Here is a 16,533-nt window from a genome sequence, read left to right as displayed (position 1 = left end):
CACTTAGCAAGTGTATGAAAAAAAAGACATTTTTGTAACGCGTAAGTAACAGGATTGAGAGCGGTGCAAAACTTGCGGCAAAATTGCTTATTCTACGCCCAGCACGTCAGGCGTTTTCCATCCCAAGTGCTGCCCCCCATCAACGCAGAGCAATTGCCCTGTGACTGCATGTGCATCCAGAAAATACCCCAGCGCAGCGGTTATGTCCGACGGGTTGGAGCCCCGCTCAAGCACCGTGTTCGACCGTTGCGCCTGAAAATGCTGTTCGCTTTGGCGATGCCCCTGAACCGTCGGGCCCGGACCGATCGCGTTGACCCGAATATCAGGTGACAGGGCCTGAGCGGCCGTTCGGGTCAGGGCCCACAGCCCCATTTTCGCGATTGTGTAGGACATGAATTCTGGCGTCAGCTTTCGGACTCGCATATCGACCATGTTGACGATCAAGCCCGCGGCCAAGGGCTCGTTGTTTTCGTCCATACCGGCGGCCAATCCCTGTTCAGACATGGCCTGCGTCAGCACGAATGGCGCACGCAGATTGCTGTCGAGATGGCGGTCCCAGCTTTGGCGGGTTGCAGTATGGATATTGTCGTATTCAAAGATCGAGGCGTTGTTCACCAGACAAGTGATCGGTCCGCCCAGCGCCTCAGCCGCTTTGGGCAACAACGCCTGAACCTGAGTTTCATCCAGCAAATCGGCCTGCAATGCCACCGCGTGCCGCCCAAGGGTCTGCACCTTTTCGACAGTTTCCTGCGCCGGTTGTTCTGAAGTGGCGTAATGCACCGCCACGTCATACCCACGACCCGCCAGATACAGCGCCATGGCCCGGCCCAGACGAATACCGGCACCGGTCACTAAAGCTCGGGTCATGCTTCACCTCGTTTTGTCAGATCACACCAGCAATACGGTGACATAAAGCACATAAAGGAAAGTCAACACCAACCCCCAGATGCGCGAGATATCTTGTTTGAAGAATACAAACGGTATCAGCAGCAGCGATGCGCCCAGCATGACCCAAAGGTCGAATTGCAGGAACTCGGGATCAACCGGGATACGACCAAACCAGGTTGCGATCCCGATGATGGCCAAAAGGTTGAACATGTTCGAACCGATCACGTTACCCAGCGCAACGTCGGCCTGTCTGCGCAACGCGGCCATAACTGTTGTCGCCAATTCGGGCAAAGACGTTCCAACGGCAATCAACGTCAAACCAATGACCGTTTCGCTGACACCATAGTTGCGTGCGATGACCGTTGCATTGTCCACCAACAGATGCGCGCCCATCGGCAGACCAATCAGCCCGAGGATCAAGAAAACAGATACCTTCCAATACGGCATGTCAGGATCTGCTTCTTCCAGCCCCTCAAGCTCTTCATCCACGCATGCCTCACCGCAGGCTTTGCGATGGGCTTTTGCCTCGCGAAAGGCGTTCATCAGAACAAGACCCAACGCTGCCAACAAGATCAGGCCGCTGAAGAAAGTAAACGTTCCCAAAAATGCCAAACCAATGAACAAAACCGTCGCCATCAGCATGAAGACATAGTTCCTGCGGCTGTTGCACTCACTGGTGTGTAAAGTCGCCAGCAGCGCGGGAAGGCCCAGAACCAGCAGGATATTCGCCGTGTTTGATCCGACCACGTTGCCCAGCGCGATACCAGGCGCGTCCTCTTCCAAAGCGCTGATTGCAATCAAAAGCTCAGGCGCGGACGTCCCGAATGCCACAATCGTCAGGCTGACGATCAACGCCGGAACGCCAAGGCGCAGGCTCAGGTTCACGGCACCACGCACAAGGGCGTCGCCTGCCAGCAGCAGAATCAACAGGCCCAGACCGGACAACAGCCATGTGGTAATCAAGTCCGGCCTCCTTTTTCGCAGGCGCAGGGGCCTTTGCCGATACGATACCGACCGCAGCGCGGACATTTCGCCGAACTCAATTTCTTTTGTCCGGGAAAGCGAAGCTTACCGAACATTGCCAATACGCCCATGGCAATCAGGAAAAGGGTGACGGCCTTGATGATCACGTCACAAACCGAAACGCGCATATGCTGCACGCTCCTCTAATCCGGCGATAGCATCCTGTGCGAGGCTGGCCCCAAAACGCGACCAGATCGGTTTGCGCACACCATATCGGCGGAACTTGACCTTGTCGCCAAAGCGTTCCTGCATCTTCGGCTTGAGATGAGCGATGCCATCAATCAGGCCCAATTCTTGCGCGCGGCGCGCCAGCCAAACCTCGCCGGTGAACAAATCTGCACTGCCATCCAGCTTGTCACCGCGGCGCGCTTTGACATGCGCGATGAAGTTTTCGTGGATATCCCCCAGCAAACCTTGCAGGCGGGCCACATCCTCTTTCTTTTCTGGTGCAAACGGATCCAGCATGGATTTCGACTGGCCTGCCGTGTGCACGCGCCGTTCAAACCCTTGCCGCGCCAGAAAGACATGCGCGCCAAACCCGGCCGAGATCACTCCGATCGAGCCCAGAACCGAACTGTCATCGGCCCAGATCTCGTCCGCAGCGGCAGCCAGCCAATACCCACCCGAGGCAGCAACATCCTCGACAAAGGCGATAACGGGCACGTCCAGCTCTTCCGACAAACGCCGGATACGGGCACCGATCAGAGAACTTTGCACAGGGGACCCGCCCGGGGAATTGAGCTCAATCGCCACGGCGGCGGGTTTTCCCTTGCGAAACGCTTTTTCCAGAACCGGGGCCAGGGTCGTATCGTTCAACGCCCCACGCCCCGCCATTCCAATGGCGCCGGACAGGCGGACAACGGCCACGCAGGGGTGCTTTTTGACAAACGGCAGGCTGAGTTTCATGGGTGCCGATGTAGAGTGCCCCCAACCCGTAAACAAGGGACTCATCCGGCCTTAAACGCGACGTGAACCAAATTCCCACACTCGGTGGGCAAAAATGCAACGCCCGAGAACAGTCAGTTGCGTATGCGCCAACCGGTTTTGAAGATCCAGCCAATGACCGCCAGACAAACACCTGTAAAAGCCAGAATGGCCAGCAGACTAAAGACAATCGGCACATCGGCCAGCCCGTAAAAAGACCAACGGAAACCCGAAATCAGATAAACGACCGGATTGAACAATGTGATGGTCTGCCACAGCGGCGGCAGCATTGAGATCGAATAAAACGTACCCCCCAGAAAGATCAGGGGCGTCACCACAAGTTGCGGCACCAACGACATCTGTTCGAAATTGCTGGCCCAGATCCCAATGATGAAGCCCAGCAAAGAAAAGCTAAGACAGGACAGGATCAGGAACGCAGCCATGGCAAAGGGATGTTCAATCCGAATATCCACAAAAAAGGTGGCGGTTGCCAGTATCACCAAACCCACAAACAGCGCCTTGGTAGCTGCGGCACCTACATATCCGATCACGATCTCGATGAAATTGACCGGCGCGGACAGAAGCTCGTAGATGGTGCCCAGAAACTTCGGGAAATATATCCCGAAAGACGCGTTCGAAATCGACAGCATCACCACCGACAGCATGATCAGCCCCGGCACGATGAACGCACCATATGAGACGCCTTCGACTTCCTGAATGCGGCTGCCGATAGCCGTGCCAAAGACCACGAAGTACAACGACGTGGACAGAACCGGCGAGAAAAAGCTTTGCGCGAGGGTGCGGAAGAACCGGGTCATTTCGAACCGGTAGATGGCAGCAATTGCAGTCCAGTTCATGCCATTTCTCCGGATACAAGGTTGACGAAAATCTCTTCCAGGCTCGATTGACGTGTTTGTACGTCCCGCAAGATCAACCCGGCTTGCGACACGTCATTCAGCAATGTCGTGATACCCGTGCGATCTGCGTGTGTGTCATAGGTGTAAATCAAGACATCCCCCGCACCGTTCAGGGTCAGATTGTGCAGCGCAAGACTGTCAGGGATTTGCACGATTGGCTCTGTCAGCATGACCTCAATCTGCTTTTTACCCATCTGCGCCATCAGCGCGTCCTTGTCCTGCACCAACAGCAGCTCACCCTTGTCGATGACCCCGACACGATCTGCGATGGCTTCGGCCTCTTCGATGTAGTGGGTGGTCAGAATGATGGTGACCCCGTCCTGTTTAAGCTCGGCCACGATTTCCCACATGTCTTTACGCAGTTCGACATCCACACCGGCAGTGGGTTCATCCAGAAACAGAACGCGGGGTTCATGGGCCAGTGCTTTGGCGATAAGCACCCGACGTTTCATACCGCCGGACAACTCCTTGATCGCGTTGTCGCGCTTGTCCCAAAGGGACAGTTTCCGCAGAATTTCTTCGATCCGCGCATTGTTTTTGCCAAGCCCGAACAACCCCCGCGACAGGCGCACCGTGTTCCAGACCTTCTCAAACGGTTCCAGCGCAATTTCCTGCGGCACAAGCCCGATCATCCTGCGCGCAGCGCGGTAATCGGCCTGAATGTCATGCCCTCCCACCGTGACCTCGCCTGAACTCGGGGTGGTGATCCCGCAGATGGTCGAGATCAAGGTTGTCTTTCCGGCACCGTTTGGCCCCAACAGGGCAAGAATCTCACCCTCTTCAATGTCCAAAGACACACCTTTCAGCGCCTCAAACCCATCGGCGTAAGACTTGCGCAGATCTCTGATGGACAAAATTGTCGTCATATCCGTTCCCCGTTCTGGCGTGGACCCTATCGCGCCGAACCTGGGTATAACAGGTCAATTCAACATCGTTTGATACACATCTGCCTTAAAGGCGACGATCTGCACCACTAAACATCCGCCTTGCAATCCGCAGCCAGCTCGCAAACTCTGCCCGAAACGGAGGGTGCAGATGCTAAAAGGAATTCGTGTCGTCGAAATCGAAGGGCTGGGCCCCGGTCCGTTTGCCGCCATGCAATTCGCCGATTTGGGCGCTGATGTGATAACCATTCATCGCAAGAACGGTGCCGTCACACCCGGGATGCCAGAACGCTCACTTTTGGATCGCGGGAAGCGTTCCATCGCGCTTGACCTGAAAGACCCGGATGACCTGGCAACCGCTTTGCGTTTGATCGGCACCGCAGATGCCTTGATCGAAGGCTTCCGCCCCGGTGTGATGGAAAAGCTGGGCCTTGGCCCCGACCCCTGCCTGGCCCGCAACCCAAAGCTGGTCTATGGGCGCATGACCGGCTGGGGTCAGGATAGTCCCTTGGCCAATACAGCTGGACACGACCTGAACTATATCGCCCTGTCCGGCGCGCTCTGGTATGCCTCTCATCCCGGCCAACCCCCGCAGACACCGGCAACTTTGGTGGGCGATATTGGCGGTGGTTCCATGTATCTGGTCGCAGGTGTTCTGGCAGGTCTGATCCATGCGCAACGCACTGGTGAAGGCACAGTTGTTGATGCTGCAATCTATGACGGTTCAGCCAATATGATGAACCTTCTGATGACCATGCGCCAAACCGGCAATCTGTCCGAAACGCGCGGCGAAAGCCTTCTGGACGGCCCGTACTGGAGCCGCACCTATACCTGCGCCGATGATGGCTTCATCACGGTTCAATGCCTGGAACCCAAATTCTACGCTCAGTTTTTGCAGATCCTCGGTCTCGCCACAGACGCCAAATTCCAGAACCAATATGACCGCACACTCTGGCCCGACCTGACACAACGCCTTACTGATATCTTCGCCAGTAAACCCCGCGACCATTGGGTTGCCCTGTTCCAAGGCACGGATGCCTGCGTCGCCCCGGTGCTCAGCCCGCAAGAGGCGCTGGATCACCCTATGAACACCCATCGCAACAGCTGGCAAGACGTCGACGGCACCCTGCAATCCGCAGCCGCGCCGCGATTTTCAAACCATCAATGGCAGCCAAGTCCCAGCCCCACACGCGGAGAGCACACAAAGGAAATCCTCGCCGAGCTTGATGCTCCGCGCTGATCCGCGCTTCATCTGGCCAAAAATACCTCGGGGGATGAATTGGCCGCAGGCCAAAAAGGGGGCTGGCCCCTTTCGCCGGTTTACCGCCCACGCACCGTGTCGATCATCAACTGCACGTTTTCGGGATCAGCATCCGGCGTGATCCCATGCCCCAGGTTGAAGATATGCGGCCCTTTCGAGAACGCTTCGACAATGCGCCGCGTCTCATCTACCAGCGCCTGCCCGCCCGTCACCATATGGGACGAGGCCAGATTGCCTTGTACACAGCCATCTACCTGCACATGCTCGGCCGCCCATTCCGGCGACACCGAATTGTCCAGCGCAACACAGTCCACACCGGTTGCTTTGGCAAATCCGATATACCCATCGCCCGCCTCACGCGGGAATCCAATGACCGGAATGCCTGGATGGCGTTCCTTAATGGCCTGAGTAATCACCCGGCACGGTTCGACCGCGTATTTTGGGAACGCCTCACCTTTCAAGGACCCCGCCCAACTGTCAAAGATCTTGACCACCTCGGCCCCGGCTTCGATTTGCGCGGACAGGTACTCAATCGTCGCGGCGGTGATGCGATCCAACAGTGCCTCAAACAGCGCGGTGTTTCCTTCACGCAATGCGTGCGCAGGGCCCTGATCCGGCGTACCGCGTCCGGCGATCATGTAGGTGGCCACCGTCCACGGCGCGCCAGCAAACCCGATCAGAGTGGTTTCCGACGGTAATTCCTGTGACAGAATGCGCACCGTTTCATAAACGGGCGACAGTGTTTCATGAAGCGCGTCGACCGGCTTCAACATGTCAAAATCGGATTGCTGCGTGATGGTCGACAGGCGCGGGCCTTCACCGGTCACGAACCACAGATCCGCGCCCAAAGCCTGCGGCACCAGCAGGATATCGGCAAACAGGATCGCCGCATCAAACCCATATCGCCTGATTGGTTGCAACGTGACTTCGGCGGCAAGCTCTGGGTTATAACACAAGGACAGAAAATCACCGGCCTGGGCGCGGGTGGCGCGATATTCGGGCAGATACCGGCCTGCCTGGCGCATCATCCAGATCGGCGGCACGTCCTGCACCTCACCCGCCAAAGCGCGCAGCAGTTTCTTTGTCTCGGCCATTTTTGCCCCCAGTCATCCGCTTTTGGCAACGGGTCGTCCTTCGGCGGCAATTTGTCAAGCTTAGCCCCCATTGTCAGGGCAATGTGACGCGACTAAAGCTGTGAGCATGACTGTGAATTTGCCCACACCCGCATCGCCCCTCAGAATCGGCACCCGTGGTTCTCCGCTTGCGCTGGCGCAGGCCCATGAAACACGCCAACGCCTGAGTGATGCCTTCGACCTGCCCGAAGACGCATTCGAGATCGTTGTGATCAAAACCACGGGCGACAATCGCGCCATGATCGATGCTGATCGGCCGCTGAAAGAGATTGGCAACAAGGGCCTATTCACCAAAGAAATCGAAGAAGCGATGCTTCGCGCGGAAATCGACATCGCCGTGCATTCGACCAAAGACATGCCAGTCGCACAGCCAGACGGTTTGGTGCTGGATACATTCCTGCCACGTGAAGACGTAAGGGATGCATTTATCTCCCCGCGCCTGGGTTCCATCCACGATCTGCCCGAGGGGGCCGTTGTGGGCACCTCCTCGCTGCGCCGTCGGGCACAATTGCTGAGCCGTCGCCCTGATCTGAAGGTTGTCGAATTTCGCGGAAACGTGCAGACGCGGCTGAAAAAGCTGGAAGATGGCGTGGCAGATTGCACCTTTTTGGCGATGGCCGGTATTCGCCGCCTGGGTATGGATGATGTCCCGGCCAACGCCATTTCCCCCGATGATATGCTGCCCGCCATCGCGCAAGGCACCATCGGCATTGAACGGCGCAGCGACGACATGCGTGCGGCAAAGATGCTTGAGGCGATACATCACGCGGAAACCGGCCAACGGCTGGCCGCCGAACGTTCCTTGCTGGATGCGCTGGACGGGTCATGTGAAACACCGATCGCGGGTCTGGCCGAGCTTGATGGCGGCACTCTCAGGCTGCGTGGCGAGGTTTTGCGGCCAGACGGAACTGAAACCGCCAACCGGGATATGACAGCCCCCGTAGAAGACGGGCCGGAAATGGCCCGCGCGATGGCTGCAGACCTGCTTGCGCAAGCAGGCCCGGATTTATTCGATTGGAAAAAATCAAAATAAATTCGCCTAATGTGAACTGGGTCACTGTAGAAGGTAATTTCTTCAGGCATTAAGGTGACATACCAACCAGGAAGTCGGGTCAGTCTCGAAAGTATCGAAAAGTTTTCAGATTGCGGTGATTTAATTAGTATTCGAGGGGGCGAGGCTGGCCCCCGACTTCCAAAGGTGGCGGGTCGCGGTTGTAACCAACGGCGACCCGTTTTTAATTCAAGCTACACTCAGGAAATTGCAGCAACCGCGTGACGCACGGCCTCTCGGGTCTTGTCCAGATCGACGTCGGTCACCGCCAGAGACGGGTACAGCTTGCCCGGGGCTTTGAACACGCCGTGCGCCCGCAATGCAGCGCCATAGGTTGTGTAACGTGCTGGATCGTCATGGCGGGCGCTTCGGTAATCGCGGCACTCACCTTCGGTGAAGTAGATGTCGAACAAGGTTTCATCCCCGCAAATCCGATGCGGAATGCCCGCTTCGTTCAGTGCCTCGGTCTGCATGTCTTGCAGCTGTCGACCGATGCTGCGCAGACGGTCATACGCCCCGTCACGGCGCAGAATCTCCATCGTCTTCAATCCTGCGGCCGAAGCGACAGGATTGCCTGACAAAGTGCCCAATTGCATCAGCCAGCCGTCTTCGCCGACTTTCGATTTGTCGAAGTGCTTCATGATCTCGGCGCTCGCGCCCAAAGCGGCCAAAGGAAACCCGCCACCCGTGATCTTGCCCAACGTGCAGATGTCCGGGGTCACACGATAACGTTCCTGCGCCCCGCCATATGCCAGACGGAACCCGGTGACGATTTCATCGAAGATCAGCAAGACATTGTGTTTGTCGCACAAATCCCTCAGCCCTTGCAGGTACTCTGGCAGGGGTGGAATGATCCGCTGCAACGGCTCGACCATGATCGCCGCCACATCGTCATGTTCGTCCAAAAGGGCCGCAACAGCCTCAAGATCATTGAACGGCGCAATCAGCATCTGTTCGGCGACGCTGTCTGGGATCCCGGCACTGTCGGGCACGGCTTGAGGGAAATTGACCCGACGGCTGGGCGCCAGACTCATTTGCGCTTCGGCGCTCATCCCGTGGTACCCGCCCTCGAACTTGAGGATCTTGTTGCGCCCAGTGAAGGCGCGCGCCAGTCGGATGGCATACATGTCAGCTTCGCCACCGGATGCAACAAAACGCACCTGTTCGCAGCAGGGAACGGCTTGGACAATCGCTTCGGCCAGTTCGATTCCCTTGCTGTTATTGGCGAAGAAGGTCATGCCGTGCGGAAGCTGTTCCAGCACCGCCTCCATCACCTCAGGGTGGCCATGCCCCAGCAACATGGGGCCTGATCCGATCAGAAAGTCGACATATTCGTTACCGTCTTCGTCCCAGACACGACTGCCTTCGCCCCGAGCGATGACGATGCCTGGGTCGAAATTGCCGAACCCGCCCGCTGGCAATACAGCCCTTGCGCGGTTGATCCATTCGGATTGAGTGTTGATCTTCAACATGTCACGTGGTCTCCGTCATCACAGAACGCCGGCGCGAACCTTATTGGTACACAGCTTCAGGATTCCCCAGCGCGTCTTCATCAGGGTGCACACCCAGCCCCGGAGTTTCAGGCAAGTGCAGGTGGCCGTCAATATTGCGCGGCCCACGCCCGCCCGCAATGTCGACGGTGATCATGTCCTGACAAGCCCATACCGCATGGCAATTGTCATCCGGGATCGTGGCCGCCAAATGCAACGCCTCGGTATCTGCCAGAACCGTGCCGCCGGTTGCCATTACAAACATATCGATACCATGGGCCAACGCGATATCCCGCATCCGCGCGGCCTTGGTCAAACCACCAACGCGGTTCAGTTTGATCCCGAATATCTCGGCAATACCCTCGCGGGCAATCCGGGCGGCATCCTGCAAAGTCACCAGAGTTTCATCTACGGACACCGGTGAAGCATGCAACCCCGAGATCGCCGCAATATCGTCCAACGTCTCACCCGGCTGTTCGAACATAACGTTCAGGTCTTCGCACGCGCTCATCACCCGCAGGGCCTGTTGCCGCGTCCAACCGCGATTTACATCATAGAGGACAATCTCACCCGGTCGCCGAATGCTTTCCACATCGCGGACACGCGCGATGTCACGTTCGACGTTCCCGCCGATCTTTACCGAATGCGCGATGTAACCACGGCTGCGGTAACGCTCCATTACCTCTCGGGTCTCTTCGACAGTTTTTGCTCCTACCGAGGAAGCAATCGGGCGCGGCGTGCGCGACCCGCCCCCCATCAGATCGGCAATGGGCAGGCCCGCTGCCTGACCGGCAATGTCCCAACAGGCCATGTCGATCGGGCTTTTGGCATAAAGATGCCCGGGCAAGGCCAGATCCATCGCCCGCTCCACATCCAAAACCTTGCGCGGGTCGAGACCCAAAATGAAAGGGGCTATCGTCTGGATGCCAGCGCGAATGCCTGGTCCGTGGGCAGGAACATAGGTGTGCCCCCAAGGGGTGCCCTCACCCCAGCCAACCAGCCCGGCGTCAGTTTCGATTTTCACAATCGTCGCATCAAGCGTTTCGAACTTCAGCCGACCGCCAGACAGCCAATAGGGATGCTCTAACGGCAGGTCCACGTGATAAACGGTTACGGTCTTGATCTTCATAGTGTGTACTCCGCCACCGGCGCGCCGAGGCTTTCAAAATCAGGTGTTACGCCCAGTCCGGGCGTGTCCGATGCAAAGAGCTTGCCGTCCTTTGCCGTTGGTCCACCGATGCCGGTTGATCTGGTGTTATAGTTCATCAGATCCGTTGTGTTCTGCAGGTATTCAGGTGGTGTCGAGGCCGCGAAATGTGCCACTACAGACGTCGTGATCTCGCCGCCCCATGTATCTTCGCTGACCACTGGGATGCGGTTGTCGACCAGATAGTCCCGCACGCGCCGCGCTTTGCTGATGCCACCCAGGTTCGAAATCTTCAGACAGCAGATCTCGGCCCCACGATCCGCAACGATCCGCTGCGCCATGTGGATGCCTGTTACACACTCATCCAGTTTCATCGGTTGCTCGGCCACGCGGCGCACCTGTTGGCATTCCTCATAGGTGCGGCAGGGTTGTTCGAGGATGAAATCCAGATCGCGTGTCGCCCGCGCCACTCGGATCGCATTGTCAACGCGCCATCCCTGATTTGCATCGGCCATCGCCTTTTCACCCGGTTTCAACAGAGGGACCGTGGTGTGGATCCGGTCAATATCAGTGGACCAGTCGCCTCCGACTTTGACCTGAAACTGGCGGTAGCCCTGATCGCGGTAGGCATCCATTTCTGCCACAGTCTCATCCAACGCCTTCTGCGGCGCGACCCGATACATCGGCGCACCGTCCGTCAGCTTGCCGCCCATCAGCATCCAAACCGGCTGATCACACGCCTGACCCAGAATATCCCAGCACGCCGCATCGAATGGGGCTTTAGCGTAGCCGTGGCCTTGCACAAGATGATCCATTAACTGCTCGATCCGCGCCACCTGCCGGGGGTCTTCCCCCAGTAATTTCGGAGCAACCAACCGCGCCAATGCTGGCACACCCTCTGAATGGGCGACCATGTAATTGTCGCCGCAGGGAGAAAACTCGCCGCAGCCTTGCAACCCTGCGTCAGTGTCTATGACCACGACCGATGTGATGGCCGTCTCAATGGCATTCCCTGCGCCCCAGACATAGACACCGCCGACGTAAGGCAATTTTGTCTGAAAAACTCGAATTCGTGTGATTTTCATTTGGCATCCATTCTTGGTAAATCGCCCATCCCATCGCCACGCCACAGCACAAAGGTCAGGATCGGTTGATCCGTTGTGATCATGGCATGGCTTTGCCAACTGGAATGCAGCCTTGTTTGGTCAGGGCCAACAAAAGTCTCGTCCCCTTCGACCTTGAACAGGGCACCACCCGCCAGCGTCAAATAGATCTCTTCTGCCTGATGGCTGTGCCAGTCATAGTTCAGGCCAGCGCCCCAATATCCGATGTAGCCGCGCAATTGCGCCGAGTGGAAATGGCCGGTCGGACCAAACAGCTCATAATAGCCGTATCGGTTGAGAAAATCCGCCCCAACCTCTTCCTCGGTGTAGGTCTGTTTCCAATGGGCCAGATGGGTAGTTGTTTTGATAGCGTCAATGAGCGGTTGAACCAGTTCACTCCCCCGCAGACCGAAACCCTGCACCAGATCTGCCGCTGGGATGTGAACTGGTTCTGTCACTGCGGCAGACAGATCAGAGGGCCAAGCGCTAAAGGCCGACAGCTCAGGGTGTGCCTGATGCAGCTGCCGCGCCGCCGCTAAAACGTCTTCAAGCGTCATGGTATCACCACGATATTGCCGGTGTGCTCTTTGGCAATGAACGCTGCTTGCGCCTCACGCAATTCCTCCAAAGGATATGTGGCGGCCAAGGCAGGTTTGATTTCACCAGCTTCAATGTAGCCGACAAGGTTTCGCATCACCTGCGGGTCAATCACGGTCGAGCCTGTAAAGGTCAGGTCGCGCAGATAGAAGGTGCGCAGATCAAACTCGACCATCGGTCCGGCGATCGCGCCAGAACAGGTATAGCGACCGCCACGTTCCAGAATGTCGATCAGGTTTGGCCAATACGACCCACCAACCACATCCGCGACCACTGTGATCTTTTCGTCGCCTATGGCATCGCGCAGGTTCTCAGGTGCGCGCGGCAGAATGACATCCGGACCCAGCTCGGCGACATCTGCGTGTTTGGCCTCGGATGCCATCGCGATGACACGCGCGCCACGCCGTTTTGCCAACTGGACAAGGGCACCGCCAACGCCGCCCGATGCTCCGGGCACAAGAACCGTGTCCCGGTCGGTTACGTTGGCACGGGTCAGCATGCCTTCGGCCGTGGAATAGGAACATGAGAAAGTGGCCAGTTCAGCGTCCGACAGATCTGACGTGATCGGCACGGCATTGACCGCAAGCGTCGTCGCATATTCTGCGAACCCGCCATCGCGCTCTGAACCGTAATAGCCGGTCTTATTCATATTTTCGGGATCGTTTGGATCGCGTAACCAGCCATCGGTAATGACCCGCTCACCTATGCGCCGGGGGTCGACACCTTCACCCACTGCCACGATGTGTCCACAAATGTCGGCCCCCTGAATCCGTGGGAAGGTGATCGGGTTGCCGCCCCAGGTAGGGTCGTCTTCTCCAACCTCTTCAAACGCGCCGCCAGTCGTTGCGTCGGTCACTGTCTTGGAATACCAGCCTGAGCGCGTATTGACGTCGGTATTGTTCAGCCCACAGGCCGCGACCTTAATCAACACTTCCCCAATCTGTGGTTCGGGGCGCGGCCAGTTGTCATGTAGAACCATCTGTTCCAGGCCACCGTGGCCCATTGTCACCATAGCTTTCATTGTTTCAGGCAAGCTCATTGAGCGGTCTCCAATGTTGCGTCAGTGCGGGGCGTATTTGTCAGAGCAATGCCCCCAATCAAAAACGTCCTACCAGCGCGCGCAATGCGCCTTGCGTTGGCTGGCTCGGAGGTTAATTCGCAAGCACAGTTGTATCCGTGCTCAATCCGCTTCACGTTCATGGCAAATTAGTCATAGTCTGCGATCACCGCATGCGAGAGTGATGGCAATTCGTTCGCGGACATGATCGTTCCTTATCGCGAGTCGCGTTTCTGCTCGACACGCTAATTTCACATTTGTACCATCGTCAACCATGAATGACACAAACGTATCCCAAGCTGTCCTGAACCGCCTGACTGAAGAGTGGGACGCCCTCACCCCCGAAGCGCAAAAAGCTGCACGGTATGTTTTGGAAAACCCAACCGATGTTGGGGTTTCGACCGTGCGCGAAATTGCCGAGGCTGCAAAGGTTAAGCCCAACACCTTTGTACGCATGGCCCGGCAGGTTGGCTTTGACGGATATGACGATTTCCGCGAACCGTTTCGTGACGCGATCCGCAAGGGTCAAATCTCGTTTCCGGACCGCGCCCGTTGGCTGCAAGACATCGGAAAGTCCGGAGAGCTGGGTACGCTTTACGCCGACATGATCGGTGCAGCGATACAGAACATCGAAGAAACCTTTGCAGGTATTGACGCAGAGCGTTTGAAATCGGCTGCAGAAGATATCTGGAATTGTCGGCAGATTTTCACTTTGGGCGTGGGCGTAAACAACTCAAACGCGCGCAATTTCACTTACCTGGCCTCCACCGGAATGAAACAGTTTCACGCCATTCCACGCCCCGGATCCACACCGGTCGATGATCTGGCATGGGCTGATGAACAGGATGTGTTAATCGCAATCACCTGTCACCCTTACCGCACCGAAGTGATCGAAGCGATCAAGCTGGCGCGGCAACAGGGCCTGACGGTTGTGGGGATATCGGACAGCCCGGCCAGCCCTGTCATCCTGAACGCGCATCACGGGTTCGTTGTATCTGCAGATACGCCCCAATTCTTCCCGTCATCCGTTTCAACCATAGCGTTGCTTGAAACCCTGCTGTCTTTTGTGATTGCCGTATCCAGCGACGAGATCGTCGAACGCGTCGAGCGTTTCCACCGCCGCCGCCATCAGCTTGGCATCTACGCGGCTGAACCCGAATGGCCTCGTTGAACCGGTTCCGTTGACACAGGTTGTGATCGGCGGATTTCGCGAGACTCAGGTTGCACGCACTATGCTTTCGGCTCGAGTTTTGGCACGCCTTGGCGATGCGCAGATTGAAAAACAAGGTGCGAATTGCGTCGAGATTCAACATGTGCCACGTGAATCCAAGCAATTTCAAGGATTTCCGGAAAATTCAATAAAACTGTCAAACCGTCGACAAATGGCCTTGTATTTCCAGCGTTTGCAAGGATATACCCGTCGGCGGAGACGTGGCCGAGTGGTCGAAGGCGCTCCCCTGCTAAGGGAGTAGGCGGGAAACCGTCTCGAGGGTTCGAATCCCTTCGTCTCCGCCATCAACTTATTGGCATCATGCGGTAAAAGCTTAGCTGGGCAAAGCTTTTCACCGTTGTCTGATGAACCCGCAATTAGATGAAGAGGCACAGTCATCTAAGATGGAATTTACGTCGTCCAAGGATTCAGGAACTTGTGGGGCAGGATCTACATGGACTGCAATGATGAGATATGCGCCAAAGGTGGCCCGAATTTGAGTTAATCCGACTTGCCTGGCAGAAGTTTTTGGAACCCAATTAGAGTTCCTTTTGATCATAAAACTCTATTCGCCTCGCTCAGCACATCAGCGCAAAAACCAATTTAAATGTGGACAATAAAACACATCGATCCACAAGCATCATCCGGTCGTTGACGACCTCCAAATCCCTTCGGTAGAGACACTGTATCAAGCCGTTGCAAAGGGAATGTTGTTTTGGATTTTGAGGTGGCGAGTTTTTGGTACGGACAACCGCTCTCGTGCGTGGAACGGGTCTGTATTCAGTCCTTTCTCGACCATGGCTACACATATCATCTCTATGTCCTGGATTTGAATATTGATGTCCCGGACGGTGTCATCGTCCATGACGCCCGCGAGATTTATAGCGTGGGCAAGATCGACCAGCTTGATGCATCACGCAAACGAGCCGCCGTGTATTCGGATGTGTTCCGAATCTACCTGATGCAAAAAACCGATTATGTCTGGGTCGATCTTGACATCTATTGCGTAAATCCGCTGCAAGTGAAGTCCGATTACCTGTTCGGTTTGATTAGGCGCAACAACTCGATGAACAATTGCGTTCTACGTCTTCCTAAAGCCTCACTGGCCCTGAAACTCATCATCAACTTCTTGGAATCTGATGTGCCATTTCCATTTTGGCTTGGACCAGAACGCACACAGAAGCTGGTAGACCGATACCAGGCGGGAGATCGTTTTACGCTGTATGACCTACCCTGGACGACAACCGGCCCCAGTGTTACCCGCTGGGCCCTGAGCGCGACAGGTGAGATCAGTCGCGGCCAACACTGGCATTTGTATTTTCCGCGCCGCGGTTTTTTGGATCCCGAACGCGGTCTGGACGACTACGAACCCGATTGGGTACGGTTCCATCATTTCCAGGGCGAAACCAGAAGCAACATGAGGGCGCATTACGGTGGATTACCACCTGACGGAAGCTACATTGACGTCGTCTGTAAACGTCACGGGATAGACCCGACACAATATCCGGTCCTTTGAGCGTTTAGCGCTTGCGACATGACCAAACGATGTCGCGCCCGCCGCATTCCGAACATTTTTTTGCGTAGCTTGATCGCTGATCAATTCGTTTTGTGGACTGTTTTTAGTCTGAACGTGCTTTTCCGATTTTGGTTTCGGGAGCAGGGTTTGACCCTGCGGTCCGGCGTATTTCGCGTTGGTCGGGTGATTGATCCGGGGTATCAATTTTAGTCTGCAGGGTCTGTTTTGGTATTATTCGACCTGGTTGCGGGGAGAGGATTTGAACCTCTGGCCTTCAGGTTATGAGCCTGACGAGGTGAAGACGTTAAGCAATTGATCCGGGGGATCAATTG

16 protein-coding genes and 1 tRNA gene are annotated in these 16,533 nt (G+C 56.4%); 5 read left to right on the top strand and 12 right to left on the bottom strand.

The window, feature by feature from the left end; all coding sequences use genetic code 11:
- Window positions 1–87: 87 nt before the first annotated feature.
- From ACR0EV_RS14420 to ACR0EV_RS14395, 6 genes are all read right to left on the bottom strand, one after another.
- Window positions 88–867: an SDR family oxidoreductase gene (locus ACR0EV_RS14420; RefSeq protein ID WP_480800729.1), complete on the bottom strand. Its 780-nt coding sequence runs from the start codon at window positions 865–867 to the stop codon at window positions 88–90.
- Between the two features lie 21 nt (window positions 868–888).
- Window positions 889–1,848, bottom strand: coding sequence for a calcium/sodium antiporter (locus ACR0EV_RS14415; protein ID WP_171184234.1), 960 nt, complete (start codon window positions 1,846–1,848; stop codon window positions 889–891).
- Entirely contained in the window at window positions 1,848–2,039 is a 192-nt protein-coding gene (locus ACR0EV_RS14410; protein ID WP_253282532.1) for a hypothetical protein, read from the bottom strand. The genes ACR0EV_RS14415 and ACR0EV_RS14410 overlap by 1 nt, the downstream gene beginning before the upstream one ends.
- Window positions 2,020–2,817, bottom strand: coding sequence for a S49 family peptidase (locus tag ACR0EV_RS14405; protein WP_480800967.1), 798 nt, complete (start codon window positions 2,815–2,817; stop codon window positions 2,020–2,022). Before ACR0EV_RS14405 ends, ACR0EV_RS14410 begins: the two co-directional genes overlap by 20 nt.
- 113 nt (window positions 2,818–2,930) lie before the next feature.
- The gene (locus ACR0EV_RS14400) at window positions 2,931–3,692 is read right to left on the bottom strand and encodes an ABC transporter permease (RefSeq protein WP_480800728.1); all 762 of its coding nucleotides are present in this window, start codon (window positions 3,690–3,692) and stop codon (window positions 2,931–2,933) included.
- On the bottom strand, window positions 3,689–4,618 hold the full coding sequence (locus tag ACR0EV_RS14395; protein ID WP_480800727.1) for an ABC transporter ATP-binding protein: 930 nt from the start codon (window positions 4,616–4,618) through the stop codon (window positions 3,689–3,691). The genes ACR0EV_RS14400 and ACR0EV_RS14395 overlap by 4 nt, the downstream gene beginning before the upstream one ends.
- 169 nt (window positions 4,619–4,787) lie before the next feature.
- Between ACR0EV_RS14395 and ACR0EV_RS14390 the strand changes: the two genes are divergently transcribed.
- Entirely contained in the window at window positions 4,788–5,876 is a 1,089-nt protein-coding gene (locus ACR0EV_RS14390; protein WP_480800726.1) for a CaiB/BaiF CoA transferase family protein, read from the top strand.
- Window positions 5,877–5,956: 80 nt separating this feature from the next.
- On the opposite strand, the gene hemE is transcribed toward ACR0EV_RS14390, so the two are convergent.
- Window positions 5,957–6,991 (bottom strand): uroporphyrinogen decarboxylase, encoded by a 1,035-nt coding sequence (gene hemE / locus ACR0EV_RS14385; protein ID WP_480800725.1) that lies wholly within the window; start codon window positions 6,989–6,991, stop codon window positions 5,957–5,959.
- Between the two features lie 106 nt (window positions 6,992–7,097).
- Between hemE and hemC the strand changes: the two genes are divergently transcribed.
- Entirely contained in the window at window positions 7,098–8,063 is a 966-nt protein-coding gene (hemC, locus tag ACR0EV_RS14380) for a hydroxymethylbilane synthase (protein ID WP_480800724.1), read from the top strand.
- Window positions 8,064–8,281: 218 nt separating this feature from the next.
- Here hemC and ACR0EV_RS14375 read toward each other — a convergent pair whose 3' ends face one another.
- The 5 genes from ACR0EV_RS14375 to ACR0EV_RS14355 are packed head-to-tail and all read right to left on the bottom strand — an operon-like array spanning window position 8,282 to window position 13,457.
- Entirely contained in the window at window positions 8,282–9,553 is a 1,272-nt protein-coding gene (locus ACR0EV_RS14375) for an aspartate aminotransferase family protein (RefSeq protein ID WP_480800723.1), read from the bottom strand.
- A 40-nt stretch (window positions 9,554–9,593) separates the two neighbouring features.
- Window positions 9,594–10,700 (bottom strand): mandelate racemase/muconate lactonizing enzyme family protein, encoded by a 1,107-nt coding sequence (locus tag ACR0EV_RS14370; protein ID WP_480800722.1) that lies wholly within the window; start codon window positions 10,698–10,700, stop codon window positions 9,594–9,596.
- Entirely contained in the window at window positions 10,697–11,803 is a 1,107-nt protein-coding gene (locus tag ACR0EV_RS14365; protein ID WP_480800721.1) for a mandelate racemase/muconate lactonizing enzyme family protein, read from the bottom strand. Before ACR0EV_RS14365 ends, ACR0EV_RS14370 begins: the two co-directional genes overlap by 4 nt.
- A complete protein-coding gene (locus ACR0EV_RS14360) occupies window positions 11,800–12,378 on the bottom strand; it encodes a dimethylsulfonioproprionate lyase family protein (RefSeq protein WP_480800720.1) in 579 nt (192 codons plus the stop codon). The genes ACR0EV_RS14365 and ACR0EV_RS14360 overlap by 4 nt, the downstream gene beginning before the upstream one ends.
- A complete protein-coding gene (locus ACR0EV_RS14355) occupies window positions 12,375–13,457 on the bottom strand; it encodes an alcohol dehydrogenase family protein (RefSeq protein ID WP_480800719.1) in 1,083 nt (360 codons plus the stop codon). The genes ACR0EV_RS14360 and ACR0EV_RS14355 overlap by 4 nt, the downstream gene beginning before the upstream one ends.
- 292 nt (window positions 13,458–13,749) lie before the next feature.
- On the opposite strand from ACR0EV_RS14355, the gene ACR0EV_RS14350 reads away from it, so the two are divergent.
- From ACR0EV_RS14350 to ACR0EV_RS14340, 3 genes are all read left to right on the top strand, one after another.
- Window positions 13,750–14,646, top strand: a complete 897-nt coding sequence (locus ACR0EV_RS14350) for a MurR/RpiR family transcriptional regulator (protein WP_480800718.1) — start codon at window positions 13,750–13,752, stop codon at window positions 14,644–14,646.
- 254 nt (window positions 14,647–14,900) lie between these two features.
- Window positions 14,901–14,990, top strand: a tRNA-Ser gene (locus ACR0EV_RS14345).
- 422 nt (window positions 14,991–15,412) lie between these two features.
- Window positions 15,413–16,201: a hypothetical protein gene (locus tag ACR0EV_RS14340; protein ID WP_480800717.1), complete on the top strand. Its 789-nt coding sequence runs from the start codon at window positions 15,413–15,415 to the stop codon at window positions 16,199–16,201.
- The last annotated feature ends 332 nt before the right edge of the window (window positions 16,202–16,533 follow it).

The sequence above is a fragment of the Ruegeria sp. CF8 genome (genome assembly GCF_056537285.1).
Note: the sequence above shows the minus strand (reverse complement) of the source record. Positions and strands in the feature narration are given on the sequence as shown.